This is a genomic window from Bartonella clarridgeiae ATCC 51734 (assembly GCF_000518185.1).
GTDB lineage: Bacteria > Pseudomonadota > Alphaproteobacteria > Rhizobiales > Rhizobiaceae > Bartonella > Bartonella clarridgeiae.
In genome coordinates this window covers 127,202-146,504 of the sequence record NZ_JADC01000010.1, presented here as the reverse complement: position 1 = coordinate 146,504, position 19,303 = coordinate 127,202, and the positions used below count along the sequence as shown (strand labels likewise).

Sequence of the window (19,303 nt, the reverse complement as noted above, 5' to 3'; positions counted from 1 at the left end):
TTTAGTAATTTTATTATTTTAAAAGTGCAGGTATTTCACGCGAGGAAAGAGTTGATAAATCCCTTTCAATATGACAATCTAAATATTGTGCACATCGTTCTATAAGTTCTTTATTACATCCACTGAAAAAGTGATTTGCTCCTTTTAGGATTTCTTGTGTTATAGTAATACCTTTTTGCATTTTTAGCTTATCTACAAGATTCTGAACATCTTTCGAGGGTGCAACTTTGTCGATGTCACCATGAATTATTAAGCCAGATGAAGGACAAGGAGCAAGAAATGAAAAGTCGTAAATATTCGGTTGCGGAGCAACAGATATAAAGCTCTCAATTTCAGGTCTGCGCATTAGAAGTTGCATTCCAATCCAAGCACCAAACGAATAGCCAGCTACCCAACAATTTTTAGAATTAGGATGCTGTGTTTGTACCCAGTCAAGGGCAGCGGCGGCATCTGAAAGTTCTCCCGTCCCATAATCAAATTCTCCTTGACTTCGGCCAATACCACGAAAATTGAAACGCAGTGTAGTAAAACCACGTTGTTGAAACATGTAAAATAAATCATAAACAATTTTATTATTCATTGTTCCACCGAATTGAGGATGAGGATGCAGGACAATTGCAATTGGAGCATTTTTTTGTTGAGAAGGTTGATAACGTCCTTCAAGACGACCTGCGGGACCATTAAAAATGATTTCTGGCATTAAATGCTCCTTAAAACGCTATGAATGTTTTCATTGACCTTGGTCGACTTTTACAATAAAATCCACCTTCTTTGGGTATTTTCTTTAATTAATCGATAGATATCCTTTTTTAAATGTGTTTTTCAAGAAAATTGCATTATTTTTTTTAATCAATTTGTAGGATAGATAATTAGGATTTAAAATGGCTGTAAAACGCCGCTATCTTGATCATAATGCAACAACACCGCTCACAAAAATGGCGCGAACGGCATTATTAGAATCTTTAGAGATATTCGGTAATCCGTCATCTGTTCATGCAGAAGGACGCGCTGCTAAAGCGCTTTTACAGAAATCTCGTAGGCAAATTGCTGATAGACTCAAGGCAAATCCGGATCATGTTGTATTTACATCTGGTGCAAGTGAAGCAGCAATGACTCTGTTAACACCATTTTATCATATGGGACGTTCTGAAGTCCAATTTTCTCATCTTTATATCGGTGCGAGTGAACATCCATCTATTGCAGAAGGGGGACGTTTTTCTAAAGAATTGATTAGCGTAATTGACGTTGATCAGCATGGCCTGATCCAGCAGGATAAGTTAAAATCCTTATTAATGGCTCATGATAAAGCAAAAGGTCTACCTCTTATCGCTATTCAAGCTGCAAATGGTGAAACTGGTGTTATTCAAAATATTCAAGAAATAGCTGCTATTGTTCGGGATGCTGGAGGTATTCTCATTGTTGATTTAGTCCAATATATAGATAAACATCTCATTGATATTAATCATTTTGGAGGTGATTTTTTTATACTATCAGGCCATAAAATTGGAGGGCCTAAAGGAATTGGCGCATTTGTTTCATGTAGCAATCTTCTCATGCCTTGTCCTCTTATTACTGCTGGTGGACAAGAAAAAGGATACCGTGGAGGAACAGAAGCTTTACCACTTATTGCTTCTTTTGGAGCAGCAATGGCGGATTCTTTTACTCAAGAAGAAATAAAACAATTAATCTATTTACGTAACAGATTGGAAGATGGTTTAAAAAAAATTAGTCATGATGTTACAATTTTTGGCAAAGATGTTCAACGTTTGCCAAATACTACTTATTTTACTGTACAAGGTATAAAAGCTGAAACAATGCAAATTAGTTTTGATTTAGCAGGATTTTCTGTATCATCAGGTTCTGCTTGCTTTTCAGGAAAAGTGAAACAAAGCAAAGTTTTGGAAGCAATGGGATACCATGTATTAAATGGTGCGATCCGTGTTTCAACAGGACGTTGTACAACTTCTAAAGATATTGATGATTTTTTATTGATTTTTTCTCAAATTATAGATAACAAAAAACAGAGTTAATTGTTTAAGAAATTGAGCACTATTCTAAAAAAATTGAGTAAGCTTGATTGAAATTTTCCCATTTTCCATATAAACCGCGTGTTTTAATTTTGTGAAGAAAATAAGTTCTTATCTTTGATCACCGGTTTTTGATACCGACAAAAAATGGAGAAAGCCGATGCCGGCAGTGCAGGAAACAATACGCCAGGTACGTGAAATAGACGTTGATCAATATAAATATGGTTTTGAAACTAATATTGAAATGGACAAGGCTCCAAAAGGGTTAAATGAGGATATTATCCGATTCATTTCTGCTAAAAAATGTGAGCCTGAATGGATGTTGACATGGCGTTTGCAAGCTTTTCATAGGTGGTCTACAATGGAAATACCTCATTGGGCACGAATTAAATATCCAAAAATCAATTTTCAAGAACTTTATTATTACGCTGCTCCTAAAAATCATACAGGACCAAAATCTTTAGATGAGGTTGATCCTGAATTATTGGCAACTTATGAAAAACTTGGTATTCCCTTAAAAGAGCAGGAAATTTTAGCAGGGGTAAAAAAACAGACAGATCTTTCTACATCCGATGATAATATCTATGCATCAGGGCGAGTAGCTGTTGATGCAGTCTTTGATTCTGTTTCGATTGTGACAACATTTAAAGAAGAACTAGCACGTGCAGGCGTCATTTTTTGTTCTATTTCAGAGGCTATCATTGAACATCCTGCTTTTATTCAGGAATATTTAGGAGCAGTTGTTCCAGCTGGTGATAATTATTACGCTGCCTTAAATGCTGCTGTTTTTACAGATGGTTCGTTTGTTTATATTCCCAAAGGAGTGCGTTGTCCTATGGAACTTTCAGCCTATTTCAGGATTAACGAACGCAATACAGGACAATTTGAGCGAACATTGATCATCGCAGATGAAAATTCATATGTCTCTTATTTGGAAGGGTGTACTGCACCTCAGCGTGATGAAAATCAATTACACGCTGCTGTTGTCGAGCTTATCTCTCTAAAAAATGCAGAAATTAAATATTCAACGGTACAAAATTGGTATCCTGGTGATAAAGAAGGAAAGGGGGGTATCTATAATTTTGTAACTAAACGAGGAGATTGTAGAGGAGATAATTCCAAAATTTCATGGACACAAATTGAAACTGGTTCTGCGATTACTTGGAAATATCCATCTTGTTTATTACGGGGTAATAACTCACGTGGAGAATTTTATTCTATTGCTGTTGCAAATGGTCATCAACAAATTGATTCCGGTACAAAAATGATTCATTTAGGAGAAAATACATCAAGTCGTATTATCTCAAAGGGAATTTCTGCTGGTTTTTCAAGTAATACTTATCGTGGACAAGTTACTGCACATAAAAAAGCTAAAAATGCACGTAATTTTACTCAATGCGATAGTTTGTTAATTGGTAATGATTGTAGTGCCCATACAGTACCCTATATTGAGGCAAAAAATGCAACAGCTCAGTTTGAACATGAGGCAACAACATCAAAGATCTCTGATGATCAAATTTTTTATGTTATGCAACGGGGGATTCCTGAAGAAGAGGCAATTGCGTTGATCGTCAATGGGTTTGTAAAAGAAGTTATTCAACAATTACCAATGGAATTTGCTGTTGAAGCGCAGAAACTAATCGGCATTAGCCTTGAAGGCAGTGTAGGCTAAATTGCTTATTAAATAAAATACAGCAACAACAGGATTAAATTATGTTAGAAATCAAGAGTTTGCACGCCCGTATTGCTGGAACTAATACAGAAGTCATTTCCGGTTTAAACTTAACCATTCAAGATGGTGAGGTAGCTGCTATTATGGGGCAAAATGGAGCGGGAAAATCTACTTTATCTTATTTGCTTTCTGGTCGGGATGATTATGAAGTAACAGAAGGTGATATTCTTTATAATGGACAATCCATTTTAGAAATGAGTCCAACAGAGCGCGCAGTGTACGGTATTTTTTTGGCATTTCAATATCCAATGGAAATACCTGGTGTTGCAACAATGGAATTTTTAAAAGTTGCAATAAATTCTCAACGTAAAGCTCGGGGTGATAAAGAGCTTAAGATTTCTGAATTTATTCAGTATGTTAAAGAAATTGCTTCTGACCTTGAAATAGATATGGCTATGCTTAAACGTTCACTGAATGTTGGTTTTTCAGGTGGAGAAAAAAAGCGTACTGAAATTCTTCAAATGATTTTGCTTGAACCTAAGCTTTGTATTTTAGATGAAACCGATTCTGGCTTAGATATTGACGCCTTAAAAATTGTTGCAGATGGTGTTAATAAGCTTCGTAATCAGGAACGCTCATTTTTAGTTATTACTCATTATCAACGTCTTCTTGATTATATTACGCCTGATACAGTGCATGTTCTTTATAAAGGCCGTATTATTAAAAGTGGAGATAAATCTTTGGCACTGTATTTAGAACAAAATGGGTATGCTGATATTATCAGTAAAACTGCCTGAGGTTTGAGGTTATTGAATATGAGCACAAACTCACAACCAAAATTGATAGCAGTTGAAGAAGATATTATCAATAATTTTAATCAACGTATTGATGATTTACCGGGTAATGAAACAATTCAAGTTATACGTAAGAAGGCTATTGAATTATTTCAAAAAACGCGCCTTCCTTCGCGCAAAATGGAGTATTGGCATTATACTAATTTACGCGTTTTATTAAAATCTGTGAGTGATTTTTCAGAATTTAACAGTGAACAGTCGATTGATACATTACTTCCAGAAAATATTGTTTTTTCTATTGAAAATGGTAAAGCGCTTACGCTAAGTAAAATAGCAGGTGTTGAAGTAGAACATCTTGCAACGGCATTTGATAAAAATAGCGCTGAAATAAATTCAACTATTTCTGATGAAAATTTTATTGGACAATTAAATACAGCTTTCGTTACAGATGGTTGGCTTTTCAATATTTCTGACAATACTAAATTGGATGCGCCGATTGAATTGCAAAATATTCAAATGGGAGGGCAGTCACATACTTTTTCACGTATCAAAGTTGGAAAAAATAGTCAGGCTGTAATTATTGAACGCCAAATCGGCAATGATAAAGATACTTTCGTTAGTTCAGTATTTTCATTAAATCTCGCTGCTAATAGCAGTGTAACATGGATTCTTATCCGTGATAGGGGGAGCAATGCTACCCAATTTGGCCAATTTCGTGCTTTGCTTGCTGAAGATGCTGAATTAAAGCTTTATGTAATTAATATAGGTAGCCAACTTAATCGTCAAGAAATTGATATTGAGTTGTTGGGAAAAAAATCTAATTTTCAATTACGAGCAATAAATTTATTATCTGGAAAAACGCATAGTGATCTTACGATGACAGTTCGCCATGTTGAAGAAAAATCAATTTCAAGAGAAATTGTACGTAATGTTGTTACAGATAAGGCACATGGTGCTTTTCAAGGGGTAATACGTGTTGCACAAAAAGCGCAAGAAACAGATGCTCGTATGGCTTGCAATAGTCTTATTATTTCAGATGATGCAGAATTTGATGTAAAACCTGAACTAGAAATTTTTGCTGATGATGTTGCTTGCTCCCATGGAGCAACAGTTACTAAAATTAATTATGATCATCTTTTTTATCTAATGGCGCGTGGTATCTCTTTTAAAATTGCCTGTGAACTTTTGGTAAAAGGATTTATCTCAGAATTAATAGATGACATTAAGCAAGATAGCATCCACACTATTTTGAGTAATATCATTAGTAAATGGTTAGAAAAGAACGTCTAAGGCAGAAAAAATGGAAAATAATGTAAAAACGTTGAATTATAATGTAGAAGAAATTCGATGTGATTTTCCTATTTTGCAAAATAATATTTATGGTAAGCGATTAGCTTATCTTGATAGCGGAGCTTCTGCTCAAAAACCGCTATCAGTTCTTAATGTCATGGATAATTTTTATCGATATCATTATGCTAATGTACATCGAGGAATGCATTCTTTATCAAATACAGCAACACAATTTTATGAAGATGCCCGTGAAACAGTTCGGGCTTTTTTAAACGCTCAAATAGTCGAAGAAATTGTCTTTACGAAAGGCGCAACAGAAGCTATTAACACTGTAGCTTATGGTTGGGGGATGTCTAAATTAAATGAAGGTGATGAAATTATTCTCACTATTATGGAGCATCATTCAAATATTATTCCTTGGCATTTTATTCGTGAACAGAAAGGTGTGAAGCTTATTTTTGTACCAGTTGATGAGGATGGTGCTTTACATATTGAAGATTTTCAAAGAGCTTTAAGTGATAGAACACGTCTTGTTGCTATTACACATATGTCCAATATATTGGGAAGCGTGTCTCCTATTAAAGAAATAGTTAAGTTAGCACATCAAAATGCTATTCCTGTTCTTGTTGATGGTTCTCAAGGAGCTGCACATTTAACAGTTGATATGCAAGATCTTGACTGTGATTGGTATGTTTTTACTGGTCATAAAATTTATGGCCCTACAGGTATTGGTGTTCTTTATGGTAAAAAATGTCGGCTAGAAGAAATGCGTCCTTTTCAGGGCGGAGGACAAATGCTTGAGGAGGTAACACTTGATAAGGTTTATTATAATGCTCCTCCATATCGTTTTGAAGCTGGCACTCCTCCCATAGTTGAGGCTATTGGGTTAGCAGCAGCTATCGATTATATAAAAGAAAAGGATAGAGATGCTATTTATACACATGAAATGGCACTTTTAAATTATGCTCATGAAAGCCTTGAATCAGTCCAGTCATTACGTATCTATGGACGTGCCCTTAACAAAGGTGCTATTATATCCTTTGAGCTTGAAGGTATCCATGCACATGATGTTGCTATGTTTGCTGATCGACAGGGAGTTGCTATACGTGCAGGAACACATTGTGCACAGCCTTTATTGCGACATTTGGGGTTGACATCGATCTGTCGTGCATCATTAGCAATGTATAGTAATCGCGAAGATATCGATCAATTGGTTGAAGCATTAGAAAGAGCAAGGATATTTTTTAATGGTTAGATTAATTAAAAAATGTCATTCGGCTGAACCTGTTGGTATAGAAGGTGAAGAGAAAAAATCTTGTTTATCAGTAATTCCAGAAGATGAAATTAATCGTCTGACAAGTGATATTATTACTGCTCTTAAAACAGTCTACGATCCGGAAATACCTGCTGATATTTATGAATTAGGATTGATTTATCGGATTGATATTGAAGATGATCGTTCAGTGAAAATTGAAATGACACTTACAGCCCCTGGATGCCCTGTTGCAGGTGAGATGCCAGGCTGGGTGGAAAATGCTGTAAGCGCAGTTGAAGGCGTCCTAAGTGTTGAAGTGATCATGACATTTGATCCTCCTTGGACACCTGAATGTATGTCAGAAGAAGCACAAATTGCTGTCGGATGGTACTAAAACAGAGAATTAGATTTATAACATAACAAGAACGGTTTATTATTTAATAATACCGCAATAATACCCCAGTTTATACGTGCTACATCACCTCTACCAATTGAGCAAGGGCTTATCTGATTGATTCTCTCCTTTTGGGTATATCATTTAAAAACAAAAACACTAATGGCGGAGGGGGTGGATTTTGAATCCCTAAATTCATGTAATTAGTGCTTTGATTTTACTTATCTTTTTTTAAGGTGTTAGGGACATAAAATAAATGTACGGGAATAGGATTTTATCTTTCTTTTAGAAAGGCTCGAAATTATTTTATAAAACGGTTCCGCAAAAACTTATCCCACAACAGGCAGCTAAAAAACCATAATTGTTGCTAAGCCCATTGGATGGAACTATTGCCTGCTAATAAACCACCAAGCCCAAAAAAAGAGCCAAAGCCCCTTTAGACCATAAATGTTCATTGCTAAGCGCTTTCATGAACAACGCTTATGATTTTGTGGATGAAAAGACGTTTGATGATAACGGTGGCGGCTTTAGCAGCTTTTTTGATCTCTGTCACAAGAGCTTTTTATTTCGGCAAAAGAGTTGAGCAGCAAAAACAAAAAAATAGAAAATGAAATTAACAAGAAAAGTGATGCTGATGTGCGTGCTGAGCTTTCTCTCTGGTTACGAGATAAATAAATAAGCACGCTTCTTGTGTTGGTTGGTTGCCAATTTATCTAAAACAGCAAGATCTTCAGGCAATCAGCTCTGATTTAGCAAGAGATATCTTAAAGCATAATAAACAGGGTGAGCGCTTGTGTGGGTGGAAACATAGCTAGAAAAACGATAGCTACGACCTACCAAAATTTGAAAATAAGTGTTTCATTATATGAAGTGGGGAGGGGAGTACTCATTTTATGTTTCTTGGTTCTTGATCTGATAATCCCCATAGAAACTCTCTACACGATGTTTTTGCTCATCTAAAACAATCGGTCTTAAAGAATTAGAACTTGTTATAAATTGAGCCATCTCAAAGAATGAAACATACCAAGATCCTCGCTATTGATACGAAAATGAACCATCAAAAAGCTACAATATGTAACTCATTGATTTTATTGATGTATGGCGGAGGGGGTGGGATTCGAACCCACGGTACAGCTCCCTGCACGCCGGTTTTCAAGACCGGTGCCTTAAACCACTCGACCACCCCTCCAAAAATAAATACAATTATACTTTTTACAAGGTTCTTTTAAAAGGTCAATAACCTAAAATTGAATTTAAGCGTTTTAATTAAATTAATATTTTTGTCAAAATGAATAAAAATTATCGATAAAATAATATTACTATTATCAGAAAAGAGCTATAATTTAAAGTTATAAGAGGTGAATATATTTTTGATGTTCATCTCTGATGACTACCATATTCCTGCTCCAGCACTCCAGCTTCGTTACTAAGTATTATATGTAAGTAATTAAAATTTTCTATTTATCACAAAACTTAAAAAAAATCAATTATTACAAGGTATACACATTACTTAAAAAAAACTGAAAAAAATACTAATAATGATACCTATGATTGATCCTATCGTAATCCCAATTATCATGCCAGCAGGAAGTGCTACGCTTATACCTATTGCGATAATTGGGCCAAATCCTGGAAGAGCGATATAACCATAATTCGCAAGAATTGCTGCAAGTGCTCCTGATAGGCTACCATTGAGAGCTCCGATAAATGCCGAATCTTTAATATAAGGATAAAACTTTTTCAAAGAATTTCTTGCAAAATTGCTTGAGTTAACATCGCTGTAAGTTTTCGAATTAATCATATTTTTTTCTTTCATTTTGAATATTAATTGTTCCAGAATAATCAACTGATATAAGAAAATAACGCTTTTTAAATTCTACTAAAGCACGCCAAATACCTTTATCATCTAAACGTAATCGTTTAATATTTTTAAAACCATTTTCCATAAGGCGATTTCTGATTTGTGAAGCAGTGAATGAGTTTTTTCCTGCTTTGGTGGTTTTTTGAAAGGAAATATACTTGGATGTTTGACAATAGGGATCATAATGAACTTCTATTGGTACAGCTGCTATGACTATAGGGGAGATACAAACAATCATTATAAAAAGAATAATTGATCTCAAAAATTTATTTAATCTCATTATGTTACCATTGTGATTGAAATAATTCTTTCAAATATTTACTTTCATACTAACTTAACCCTTTTATTCTTAACGAGTTCCCTAGCTATTTTATTTTTAATATTATGCTTATATACTTAGCCCTTGTTTGGGTTGTTTTGAGAACCAGAACTTCTTAATTTCTATTATTTATTTTTCTCATTATTCAGCATTCAGCCTAATTATTAGGTGATTTTTTTGTAAACATACTCACAATTGCTTTTAAGCCATAACCATAATTCATTCCTTCTCGCATAAATAAATTACGTAATGGTGAGCAATTACGCAACAATTCAAGTCCGGCGCTGCGTAAAATATGAACAGGAAGCAGATTGGAGAGAAAAGTATAGCTAAGTGCATGAACCGTTCCACTCCGAATAAATATATCACATTTACGATATTGATTATAATTCGTCGTGATTTTTTTGAAATCAGCAGCAGATATTTCATCGGGTATAAGATCAACTAAAGTTTGAATATCACGCATTCCTAGATTAAATCCCTGTGCACCAATGGGAGGGAAAACATGGGCTGCTTCACCGACTAAAATTATTCTTTTAGCAGCGAAGAGATTAGGAATAAGACCTAAAAGAGGCCATGTTTGAATTTTAGTTTCTATTTTTATTTCACCAAGGAGGGATTGCATTTGATTTTCAATCATTTTTGCAATTGCTTCTAATTTCATATTCAAAATTTTTTCAGCGCGAGAGGGGGTAACAATCCATATAAGACTAGATTTATTACCTGGTAAAGGAACCTGTGTAAAAAGACCGTCTTTTGTATAAAATTCAGTTGATATATTTTGATGAGGTAAATTATGTAAAAAGTTGGACACAAGTGCTATTTGTGGATAATTCCATTGTTTGGTAATAATTCCAGCGGCTGCTCTTGTTGGAGAGTGACGTCCATCAGCTGCAACAATAAGTGGTGTTTGAATAACTTTATCATCTTCAAGAGTAATGCAAATATGATCTTTTTGATGATCAAAGGATTTTGCTGAAGAAAAAAACCTGATAATATTTGGTGTGCATTTAATAGCATTGATTAAAGCGTCGTTTAATTTTAAATTAGGTACATTATAACCAAAAGCTTTTTCGCCAATTTCAGTCGAGTGAAAATTTACGGTAGGAGCTCGTACAAGCTGAGATGTTATATCAATAATTCTAATTGAATATAAGGCTGCTGCATAACGTTTTATAGTGTTCCAAATATTGAGTGTTTGCAGCATATGGATTGTAGGCATCATAATAGTAGTTGTTCGTAATTCATCTACGTTTGCATGTGGACCAATCAGAGATACAGAATGGCCTTTACGAGCAAGATTAAGTGCTGCCAACATGCCAATTTGACCTGCACCAATGACAGCAATGTTTTTATGCGTATTTTTTTTGGATATCACGATTGTTCTAAGCTTTCTTGATAATAATTCATTATAACACATCTTCAAATAAGTCATATCTTATTATATTACCTAAATAAATATTACGATATAAATAAAGTAATCATATATCTTGTACTCTTTTTAGATATCAGTCATAAAATAACAGCGTTTGAGAAAATAAATAAGAACTCTAAATTTAGGATAGAAAAACTTTGAAACCTAACATTAAAATTAACAGGGATAGATTATATCCCAGAGTAATAACAGTATCGCAAGCAAAAGCCTTTTCTGTTCACTTACTAACAGCCTCAGGTTCATTCTTGGCATTTCTTTCTCTGATATCTGCATCTGAAAAAGAATGGGTTGCTATGTTTTTTTGGCTCGGACTTGCTCTTTTTGTTGATGGAATCGATGGGCCAATTGCACGTAAATTGGATATAAAATGTATACTTCCGACATGGTCTGGTGAAATATTGGATAGTATTATTGATTATGTAACTTATGTTTTAGTTCCGGCCTTTGCGCTTTATCAAAGTGGTTTTATGGATCCTAAATTATCATTTATATTAAGTGCTATTATTGTCATTTCATCAGCTATTTACTACGCAGATACTGGAATGAAAACTGAGGAAAATTTTTTTAAAGGATTTCCTGTAGTTTGGAATATGATGGTTTTTATGCTTTTTGTGGTAAGACCAGGAGAATGGATTGCTTTCATTATTATTTCTTTATCGGCAATTTTGTCTTTTTTGCCCATTTATTTTATACATCCAGTGAGAGTTATCCGATTACGTATGCTTAATTTTCCAATCTTTCTTATATGGTGCTGTTTTGGTATAGCTGCATTTTTTTATCAGCTAAATGTTCCAAGTTGGATTAAAGTTGGAATTTCAATTACTGGTTTTTACATTTATTGTATTGGTGTTGTTATGCAATTTTTCCCAGAATTAGGTACAAAAAATTATAAAAAATAATATAATTCTCTTAAATTAAAAAGTTCCATAATATATATTATGCGATTATTATATAAAACATCTACGTTTAATTATTTATCAATACATCTGTTTCAAAGATAAGTCCTTGATATGCTGGTTCAACATGTGCTGGGACATAATTTACAACATTATTGTAATCAAGTGAATTATCCATATGCGTTAATATAGCTCGTTTTGGCTTAAAATATTCTATCCAATATAATGCTTGATCAACTGAGAAATGGCTTGGATGAGGTTTAAATTGAAGAGAATCAATAATTAAAACATCTAAATTCATAAGACCTGATAGTGTTTTTTCAGGAAATTCACTAACATCTGTGCAATAAGCAACATTACCAATACGAAAACCCAAAGAACGAGTAGCACCATGAATCTGTAAATGCGTATTAAAAGTAATAGCTCCACCCTGCCCTTGGACTTTAAACTCACTCTTCTCATCTATAAGATTTTCTTTTAAAATAGGTGAATAATGTGATCCCTTTTGTGTTTGAAAACAATAACCAAAAGCTTTATTAAGATGTTTTAGCGTAAAAGCATCTGCATAAATGTCTATTAAACATTTTTGTGCAAGAGCGTAGCTGCGTAAATCATCAATACCGTGAGTATGATCTGCATGGAAATGCGTATAAATAGCGGCATTGAGGTGACTAACACGTGCATTAATCATTTGTGAACGAAAATCTGGACCAGTATCAATAATGACTGTTGTTTTCATTCCTGATTTATGAATTCGTTCAACTAATAAAGAAGTTCTATAGCGTCTATTTTTAGAATTATTTGGATCACAGGCTCCCCAATCACCATTAGGACGCGGCACTCCTGGTGATGAACCACAGCCCAATATTGTAAAACGATATCGATCAGACATTTTTTGTTCTATTTCATTTTACTAAATAAACGAAAAGCATTTTGTGTTGTTATTTGTACTGTTTCTTCAATGCTTAAATTAATAGTTTTAGCAAGAACAGTGGCTATGTGACACAAAAAAGATGGCTCATTTGTTTTACCACGATAAGGAACAGGTGCTAAAAACGGAGCATCTGTTTCAATCAATAAGCGCTTATGAGGAACAATTTTTGCTATTTCACGAATTTCAAGAGCATTTTTGAAAGTGAGAATACCTGAAAAAGATATATAACCACCAAGTTCAATACCAGCATGAGCAAGTTGCATGCCAGATGAGTAACAATGAAGGATAAATGGAAAAGATTTTTCTTTTATTTTCTCACGCAATATTTGCTCCATATCTAGATCAGCACTGCGTGAATGAATTACAAGAGGCAATTGTGTTTCTTGAGAAGCGATAATATGTTCTGTAAAATTTTTCTTTTGCTCTTGAGGTGAAGAATAATCGTAATGATAATCAAGTCCGGATTCACCAAATGCAACAATTTTAGGATGCCTTGATAAATGAATAAGATCTTCAGCTTTAATATTTTGTTCTTCATGTACATAATTAGGATGAGTTCCAACAGAACAAAAGACTTGATCATAAGTCTGTGTAATTTCTAAAAGCCTATCTAACTTATGCACATGCGTTGAAATTGTTATCATACGTTCAACGTTAGCAGCTAGAGCTCGTTGAATAATTCCATTCAAATCTTGAAAATCCTCAAAATTAAGATGACAATGTGTATCAATTAACATTATTAATATCAGCTTTCTTTAGGAATATAACGAGGGAAAATTGGTACTGGTGATGGAAGCTCTGTATCTTCTTTAATTTTTAAATCACTGATATGGTGCAAAAATCGATTTTCTTTAGCAACTACAAGACTATCAAGAAGTTTAGTTGCTGATTGTGGAATGAAAGGCAAAAGCATGATTCCTATCCGCCGCAAAATCTCTAAAGTTATATAAAGAACTGTAAAAAATCTTTCTGGATTATTTTTATGCAATCTCCAAGGTTCTTCATTAGCAAAATAACGATTAGCCTCTGCTACAACTGAAAAAATAGCTGAAAGTGCTAAATGTGGAGCCTGACGTGACATAGTTTGGCGTGCAATCTCAAGTGCTTGAAGAGATTGTTTTAGCAGCTGTTCATCTTGAATTAGAAATGCAGCTGGTGTAGGAATTTTTGCATTACAATTTTTTTGAATCATAGATAATGAGCGTTGAGCTAAATTGCCAAGATCATTTGCAAGATCAGCGTTGATACGATTTACAAAACTATCATGATCGTAATTACCATCATGTCCAAATGGTACTTCACGAAGAAAAAAATAACGTACTTGGTCAAGACCATACCGATCAACCATTTCAAAAGGATCAACTACGTTTCCAATAGACTTTGACATTTTAACACCGCGGTTAAGTAAAAAACCATGAGCAAAAATACGTTTAGGTAACTCAATTCCAACAGACATTAAAAATGCTGGCCAATAAACTGTGTGGAAACGAATAATGTCTTTACCAATAATATGAATATCTGCAGGCCAAAAATTGCGTTTTTGTGAAGTTTCATCGAAAAAATCAATCGCAGTAAGATAATTTGTAAGTGCATCAACCCAGACGTACATTACATGCTTTGGATTTCCTGGAACACGAACTCCCCAATCAAAGGTTGTTCGTGAAATGGAAAGGTCTTTTAGGCCTGATTTGATAAAACTTATAATTTCATTACGTCGTTCATTAGGGCCAATAGAATCAGGGTATTTTTCATAATGTTGAAGAAGTGCTTTTTCATAACGTGAAAGTCTGAAAAAATAACTCTCTTCTTCATTCCATTCAACCGGAGAGTTTAACTCTTTCTCACGACGGATTCCTTTTTCATCAATTTCAGTATCTTTCTCTTCATAATAAGCTTCTTGACTAACTGAATACCAACCCGTATAACGGCCAAGGTAAATATCACCTTTGGCTTCCATTTTTTTCCAAAGCTCTTGAGAAGCTTGATGATGTCGTTTTTCCGTTGTGCGGATAAAATCGTTATTAGAACAATTAAGAATTTCCAGCATTTTCTGAAAAACAGCACTATTGCGGTCTGCAAGTTGTTGAGGTGTTATGTTTAACATTTGTGCTGTTTGTTGCATTTTTAGGCCATGTTCATCTGTACCAGATAGAAAAAATACATCCTTCCCATCGGCTCTTTGAAAACGAGCTAAAGCATCGCTTACAATTGCGTTATAGGCATGTCCAATATGCGGAGTACCATTAGGATAAAAAATTGGAGTTGTTATATAATATATGTCACGCATAATTATACCCATTTTAAAATGTAATCAAAGTATACAATGACATAACGTTTGTTCATAACATTGTCACGGAAAAAGCTTATTTTCATGAACAATCTTATGAGTTTTAAAAAGAAGATTAATAATAAATTGCTTTTTATCAAGATTAAATGATTGCACTTCTATTATTTCTTGAAAAATATTTTGCCATATTTGCGCATATTTTTTTGATAAAGCAAAAGCCCTCTTTTCTATCAACATAATAGCTCTTTTTTGAATTCTATCAAGAATTTCATCGCAAAATTGTTGAAATTGTATATCTGAATCAGATGACGAAAGTGATTGAGCAAAATTATGCACAATAACTGGATTGCAAATAGATTGCTCCAAAAGCTTATTAATGGTTTGAACAATTTCAAGCCCACCATGACAAAGAAGTAAAGCTGCTTTTCGAAGACTACCTTGAGATTTTTGAATGATTGTTTCAATATTTTGCTGGTCAGTTAATATCTGATCGGAAAAAACATGTGAGATAGCTTTTTTCATTTCATCATCATTTAAAGGTCTTAGAGAAATTTTTTGGCAACGTGAACGAATTGTTGGAAGCAACTTTCCTAAAGAATGTGAAATAACAATGAATAAGGTTTTTGTTGGAGGCTCTTCAAGTGTTTTAAGAATTGCGTTTGCAGCATTTCTATTCATATTATCTGCGGAATCAATAATGACAATGCGCCACTCATCTTGAGATGTCTGATTTAAAAAATGCTTGATATCGCGGATATCATCAACTGTTATACCTGTTTTGAACTTTTTTGTTTTTGCATCAAAACGATGTGAGACATGTATAATACTAGGGTGGCTACCCTGCTTAATTTGGCGCCATATAACTGAATCTTGTTTTGGTTGTAAAAACTCATTTTTTTGAGAGTTTAAAATATTCCAGGCAAAGTGAAATGCTAACGTTGCTTTTCCTATTCCACGTTCTCCTTCAAACAATAGTGCATGATGTAATCGCCCTTTTCTAAGCATTTGAGCTAAGAAATGACGAACTTTCTCATGGCCAATGAGGATATTATTTTGTGAAGGTGATAAAATGCCGTCAATATCATCATACTGACGTAAAAAATTTACATCATTCATGGAGAAGCCAATATTACCCGATGACAGATATCTTTTATTTGATCTGCAATTACTTCGACTGCACATGTTCCATCAATAACTTGAAATCTATGTGGTTCATGTTTCGCTAATTCAAGAAAAGCTTGGCGTCTTTGTTCTTGGATATCCAAATCATCTTTTTCAAAATAATTAATTTTTTTTCTTCGTAAATTTATACGCTCTATCCCAAATTTTGCAGGTATATCTAATAAAAACGTTAAATCAGGTTTTATTCCTTTCATACCAATATATTCTAAAATAGAAAGGATATGTGTATCCACTTTATTATTTATTCCTTGATAAACACGTGTAGAATCAATAAATCGATCACATAAAACAATCTTTCCAGCTTGCAAAGAAGGCTTGATAATTTCAGCAACATGATCAGCACGTGCTGCTGTAAATAAAACCGTTTCAATAAATGGCCCATATTGTGCTACGCTACCTGATAATAAAATATAACGTATTGCTTCTGCACCTACTGTTCCTCCAGGTTCTCGTGTTATAATAACATCGTAGCCTTTGCTACCTAAATGTTGGGCAAGCAAAGAAATTTGAGTTGTTTTTCCTGCACCTTCCCCTCCTTCAAATGTAATAAAATAGCCTGACATGTATGAACCTTTATCTCTGAATCTCTTAATTCCTTATTTTTGTACGCATTATAGATATTTCCATAAATATTTTCGCAACCTTCCAAGTGTTATTTCATAAAGTGCATCTTTTACTTTTACAAAAAAATTTCCTTCTTGAATGTTTGCTCCAGCCCAAATTGATTTTTCAACAAGAAATTGTTTATCTGCAAAAATTTGAATAATACCAATTTTTTGTCCTATATTGATAGGAGCTTTTAATGGGCCATGATATCGAATTATTGCTTTAACATCATTAAGAGTTTTTTTATTTGAAAGCATAAAACTTATTGGTTCCTGAACAACAAGTGGGACAGAATTTCTTACTCCACCATAAACAGAAGCATAACCAACGATCTCTCCTTTTGTAAAAATTTTTTTAAGATCAAAATTTGTTAGACTCCATTGAAGAATTCGTTTTATTTCTTTTGTACGCTCTTTGTTATTTTGCAAACCACTAACTGCAAGAAAAAGACGTTGCTGATTTTTATAAGCAGAAATAACAGTTGAAAAACCTGTTTCTTCACTATAGCCGAAACCTAATCCCTCTATTTTTACATCAGTTACTTGAGAAATAAGGGGATTTTTATTATGTTGAGTAATCTTATTCCAGGTAAAGTCAGGTTCACTATAAAGCGCATAATAATCAGGGTATTCATGAGCAATATGGCGAGCTAATGTTATCATATCATTTAGTGTTATAAATTGTCCTTCTTCAGGAAACCCTGTTGCGTTGACAAAATGACTGTTTAATAATCCAAGTGTTTTAGCTCTTTTATTCATCAATTTTGCAAAATTAGCTTCATTACCAGCTATTCCTTCAGCCAAAGTAATGGCAGCATCATTTCCATTTACAATAACGAGTCCGCGCAAAAGATCAAAAACACTAATTTCTGTTTTTTCCTTTGCAAACATGGTCGTTGTACCAGAAGGTGCTCCTCCTTTTCGCCAAGCATTTTCACTAACTTTAAATTTTTGTTCTTTATTTAAAAATCCTTTTTTAAGTTGATGAAAGACTATTTCAGCTGTCATCAATTTTGTTAATGAAGCAGGAAAAAAAGCCACATCACTCTGTTTTTTAAAAAGTATTGTGCTTGTATTATCATCAAATATCAGTAATTGTGATGCAGATGTTTGAAAGTTTTCTGCTTGCCCCTGTTCATTGAATATCAATATCCAAATTAAGGAAAATAAAACTCTCAATAACCGATGCATGCTGATTCTCCCTCTCTTTAAGAATCAACATAGAGCGATTTATTATACAAGAAAAGATTTATTCTTTTTTTAAATAAAGCGCTTCTAAATTAGAAAAACACTTTAAATACCATTTGGCTTACTGGGGTTATTTTTAATAGAAGCTATTTGATAAAATGACCTAGGTTTCTCAGTCAAAACTGGACCAATTTGCGGCAATTGTATTAAAGTAGTCTCAGTTGGCTGTTTTTGACTATTCATATTATAATTATTCGTATTAAAAACGAAAAATCGATTATCTTTTTTTATTTCTGTTGTATCTGATAATGCCATTATCATGGATGGGCTATAATTTCCAGGTTTATAAGAAGCCATTAAATATTCGCCATCATAATTATTAATAGGTGCTTCAGCAACATATTCCACTTTAACATCTGCCGTGCCTTGATTTAAATAACCAAGCATTGTTGCAGCTTGTTTTGATAAATCAATAATTCTATTCTTTATATAAGGACCACGATCATTCACTCTAACGATAATAGAAGATCCATTTTTTAAATTAGTAACACGAGCGTAGCTAGGTAACGGCAAAGTAGGATGAGCTGCAGTCAAAAGATTCATATTATAGACTTCACCATTTGCAGTTAAGCGTCCATGAAAATATGAACCGTACCAGGATGCTTGCCCAACACGCTGATAGGTTGGATCAGCTTTTGGATAGTACTGCTTTCCTTTTATTTGGTAAGGCTTACCAATAATAATTCGTTTTGCAACTTTGTTTTTCGATTTGTTCTGCTCATTTAAAATTTTTTCAGGCACAGAAACAGCTTTAGCCTGTACCACTCTCTTAAACATCTTATTATTATCGATATTATCAATACTTTTTGTATTAAAATTTTTTTCTGAAAATTGTATTATTTGATTTGCACAGGCTGTCAATAATTGAGTAGCAGCTATTATAAAAATAAATTGAAACGTTAATTTAATAATAGAGGTAAAATTTTCTTTGCTATCTAGAAGCATTTATCAATCCGCTTATTTCTATTTTACATTTTTATATCGTGTACCAAAAATAAAATTGCATTACTTAAATATTCATCTCTACAGACATAGTCTGTATTATCAAAATTTACTTTTTATCAAGAGATTAATACAACGTTAAAGAAATATTTGTTATGTTTT

General features: G+C 33.6%; 18 protein-coding genes, 1 tRNA gene and 2 pseudogenes. 9 read left to right on the top strand and 12 right to left on the bottom strand.

Annotated features, from left to right (window positions below; translation table 11 throughout):
* Nucleotides 1–13 precede the first annotated feature (13 nt).
* On the bottom strand, nt 14–700 hold the full coding sequence (locus tag T420_RS0102940; RefSeq protein ID WP_013545095.1) for an alpha/beta hydrolase: 687 nt from the start codon (nt 698–700) through the stop codon (nt 14–16).
* Nucleotides 701–881: 181 nt separating this feature from the next.
* Between T420_RS0102940 and T420_RS0102935 the strand changes: the two genes are divergently transcribed.
* From T420_RS0102935 to T420_RS07605, 8 genes and pseudogenes are all read left to right on the top strand, one after another.
* Entirely contained in the window at nt 882–2,030 is a 1,149-nt protein-coding gene (locus tag T420_RS0102935) for a cysteine desulfurase family protein (RefSeq protein ID WP_013545094.1), read from the top strand.
* Between the two features lie 157 nt (nt 2,031–2,187).
* Nucleotides 2,188–3,699, top strand: coding sequence for a Fe-S cluster assembly protein SufB (gene sufB, locus T420_RS0102930; protein ID WP_013545093.1), 1,512 nt, complete (start codon nt 2,188–2,190; stop codon nt 3,697–3,699).
* Between the two features lie 41 nt (nt 3,700–3,740).
* A complete protein-coding gene (gene sufC / locus T420_RS0102925; RefSeq protein WP_013545092.1) occupies nt 3,741–4,496 on the top strand; it encodes a Fe-S cluster assembly ATPase SufC in 756 nt (251 codons plus the stop codon).
* Nucleotides 4,497–4,514: 18 nt separating this feature from the next.
* Entirely contained in the window at nt 4,515–5,783 is a 1,269-nt protein-coding gene (gene sufD / locus T420_RS0102920; RefSeq protein ID WP_013545091.1) for a Fe-S cluster assembly protein SufD, read from the top strand.
* A 10-nt stretch (nt 5,784–5,793) separates the two neighbouring features.
* Nucleotides 5,794–7,038 carry a cysteine desulfurase gene (locus T420_RS0102915; RefSeq protein WP_013545090.1) on the top strand — a complete coding sequence of 415 codons (1,245 nt, stop codon included), beginning with the start codon at nt 5,794–5,796 and terminating at the stop codon, nt 7,036–7,038.
* Nucleotides 7,031–7,432: an SUF system Fe-S cluster assembly protein gene (locus T420_RS0102910; protein WP_013545089.1), complete on the top strand. Its 402-nt coding sequence runs from the start codon at nt 7,031–7,033 to the stop codon at nt 7,430–7,432. Before T420_RS0102915 ends, T420_RS0102910 begins: the two co-directional genes overlap by 8 nt.
* A gap of 482 nt (nt 7,433–7,914) precedes the next feature.
* A pseudogene (locus T420_RS07505) lies at nt 7,915–8,107 on the top strand (hypothetical protein).
* Nucleotides 8,040–8,247: pseudogene (locus T420_RS07605) on the top strand (hypothetical protein). Before T420_RS07505 ends, T420_RS07605 begins: the two co-directional pseudogenes overlap by 68 nt.
* Nucleotides 8,248–8,531: 284 nt before the next feature.
* On the opposite strand, the gene T420_RS0102900 reads toward T420_RS07605, so the two are convergent.
* From T420_RS0102900 to T420_RS0102885, 4 genes are all read right to left on the bottom strand, one after another.
* Nucleotides 8,532–8,621: transfer RNA gene (locus tag T420_RS0102900), tRNA-Ser, on the bottom strand.
* A gap of 321 nt (nt 8,622–8,942) precedes the next feature.
* Nucleotides 8,943–9,248 (bottom strand): hypothetical protein, encoded by a 306-nt coding sequence (locus T420_RS0102895; RefSeq protein WP_026501126.1) that lies wholly within the window; start codon nt 9,246–9,248, stop codon nt 8,943–8,945.
* The gene (locus T420_RS0102890) at nt 9,226–9,573 is read right to left on the bottom strand and encodes a hypothetical protein (RefSeq protein WP_026501125.1); all 348 of its coding nucleotides are present in this window, start codon (nt 9,571–9,573) and stop codon (nt 9,226–9,228) included. Before T420_RS0102890 ends, T420_RS0102895 begins: the two co-directional genes overlap by 23 nt.
* Nucleotides 9,574–9,769: 196 nt before the next feature.
* Nucleotides 9,770–10,990, bottom strand: a complete 1,221-nt coding sequence (locus tag T420_RS0102885; RefSeq protein ID WP_013545086.1) for a UbiH/UbiF family hydroxylase — start codon at nt 10,988–10,990, stop codon at nt 9,770–9,772.
* 194 nt (nt 10,991–11,184) lie between these two features.
* Between T420_RS0102885 and pcsA the strand changes: the two genes are divergently transcribed.
* A complete protein-coding gene (gene pcsA, locus T420_RS0102880) occupies nt 11,185–11,946 on the top strand; it encodes a phosphatidylcholine synthase (RefSeq protein ID WP_026501124.1) in 762 nt (253 codons plus the stop codon).
* A gap of 67 nt (nt 11,947–12,013) precedes the next feature.
* Here pcsA and T420_RS0102875 read toward each other — a convergent pair whose 3' ends face one another.
* The 7 genes from T420_RS0102875 to T420_RS0102845 all read right to left on the bottom strand — a co-directional run bounded on the left by T420_RS0102875 (nt 12,014) and on the right by T420_RS0102845 (nt 19,144).
* Nucleotides 12,014–12,835 (bottom strand): MBL fold metallo-hydrolase, encoded by an 822-nt coding sequence (locus tag T420_RS0102875; protein WP_013545084.1) that lies wholly within the window; start codon nt 12,833–12,835, stop codon nt 12,014–12,016.
* 8 nt (nt 12,836–12,843) lie between these two features.
* Entirely contained in the window at nt 12,844–13,614 is a 771-nt protein-coding gene (locus T420_RS0102870; protein ID WP_013545083.1) for a TatD family hydrolase, read from the bottom strand.
* A gap of 8 nt (nt 13,615–13,622) precedes the next feature.
* A complete protein-coding gene (gene metG, locus T420_RS06880) occupies nt 13,623–15,164 on the bottom strand; it encodes a methionine--tRNA ligase (protein ID WP_013545082.1) in 1,542 nt (513 codons plus the stop codon).
* Between the two features lie 63 nt (nt 15,165–15,227).
* Nucleotides 15,228–16,280, bottom strand: a complete 1,053-nt coding sequence (locus T420_RS0102860; protein ID WP_013545081.1) for a DNA polymerase III subunit delta' — start codon at nt 16,278–16,280, stop codon at nt 15,228–15,230.
* Entirely contained in the window at nt 16,277–16,909 is a 633-nt protein-coding gene (tmk, locus tag T420_RS0102855) for a dTMP kinase (RefSeq protein WP_013545080.1), read from the bottom strand. The genes T420_RS0102860 and tmk overlap by 4 nt, the downstream gene beginning before the upstream one ends.
* A gap of 48 nt (nt 16,910–16,957) precedes the next feature.
* Nucleotides 16,958–18,142 carry a D-alanyl-D-alanine carboxypeptidase family protein gene (locus T420_RS0102850; protein WP_013545078.1) on the bottom strand — a complete coding sequence of 395 codons (1,185 nt, stop codon included), beginning with the start codon at nt 18,140–18,142 and terminating at the stop codon, nt 16,958–16,960.
* 102 nt (nt 18,143–18,244) lie between these two features.
* Nucleotides 18,245–19,144, bottom strand: a complete 900-nt coding sequence (locus tag T420_RS0102845) for a septal ring lytic transglycosylase RlpA family protein (protein WP_026501123.1) — start codon at nt 19,142–19,144, stop codon at nt 18,245–18,247.
* Between the last annotated feature and the right edge of the window lie 159 nt (nt 19,145–19,303).

Coding starts and splice junctions, on each gene's coding strand:
- T420_RS0102875 (WP_013545084.1), bottom strand. CDS start 12,835: ATGTCTGATCGATATCGTTTTACAATATTGGGCTGTGGTTCATCACCA.
- T420_RS0102870 (WP_013545083.1), bottom strand. CDS start 13,614: ATGTTAATTGATACACATTGTCATCTTAATTTTGAGGATTTTCAAGAT.
- metG (WP_013545082.1), bottom strand. CDS start 15,164: ATGCGTGACATATATTATATAACAACTCCAATTTTTTATCCTAATGGT.
- T420_RS0102890 (WP_026501125.1), bottom strand. CDS start 9,573: ATGAGATTAAATAAATTTTTGAGATCAATTATTCTTTTTATAATGATT.
- sufB (WP_013545093.1), top strand. CDS start 2,188: ATGCCGGCAGTGCAGGAAACAATACGCCAGGTACGTGAAATAGACGTT.
- T420_RS0102910 (WP_013545089.1), top strand. CDS start 7,031: ATGGTTAGATTAATTAAAAAATGTCATTCGGCTGAACCTGTTGGTATA.
- sufC (WP_013545092.1), top strand. CDS start 3,741: ATGTTAGAAATCAAGAGTTTGCACGCCCGTATTGCTGGAACTAATACA.
- sufD (WP_013545091.1), top strand. CDS start 4,515: ATGAGCACAAACTCACAACCAAAATTGATAGCAGTTGAAGAAGATATT.
- T420_RS0102940 (WP_013545095.1), bottom strand. CDS start 700: ATGCCAGAAATCATTTTTAATGGTCCCGCAGGTCGTCTTGAAGGACGT.
- tmk (WP_013545080.1), bottom strand. CDS start 16,909: ATGTCAGGCTATTTTATTACATTTGAAGGAGGGGAAGGTGCAGGAAAA.
- T420_RS0102895 (WP_026501126.1), bottom strand. CDS start 9,248: ATGAAAGAAAAAAATATGATTAATTCGAAAACTTACAGCGATGTTAAC.
- T420_RS0102845 (WP_026501123.1), bottom strand. CDS start 19,144: ATGCTTCTAGATAGCAAAGAAAATTTTACCTCTATTATTAAATTAACG.
- T420_RS0102850 (WP_013545078.1), bottom strand. CDS start 18,142: ATGCATCGGTTATTGAGAGTTTTATTTTCCTTAATTTGGATATTGATA.
- T420_RS0102860 (WP_013545081.1), bottom strand. CDS start 16,280: ATGAATGATGTAAATTTTTTACGTCAGTATGATGATATTGACGGCATT.
- T420_RS0102915 (WP_013545090.1), top strand. CDS start 5,794: ATGGAAAATAATGTAAAAACGTTGAATTATAATGTAGAAGAAATTCGA.
- T420_RS0102935 (WP_013545094.1), top strand. CDS start 882: ATGGCTGTAAAACGCCGCTATCTTGATCATAATGCAACAACACCGCTC.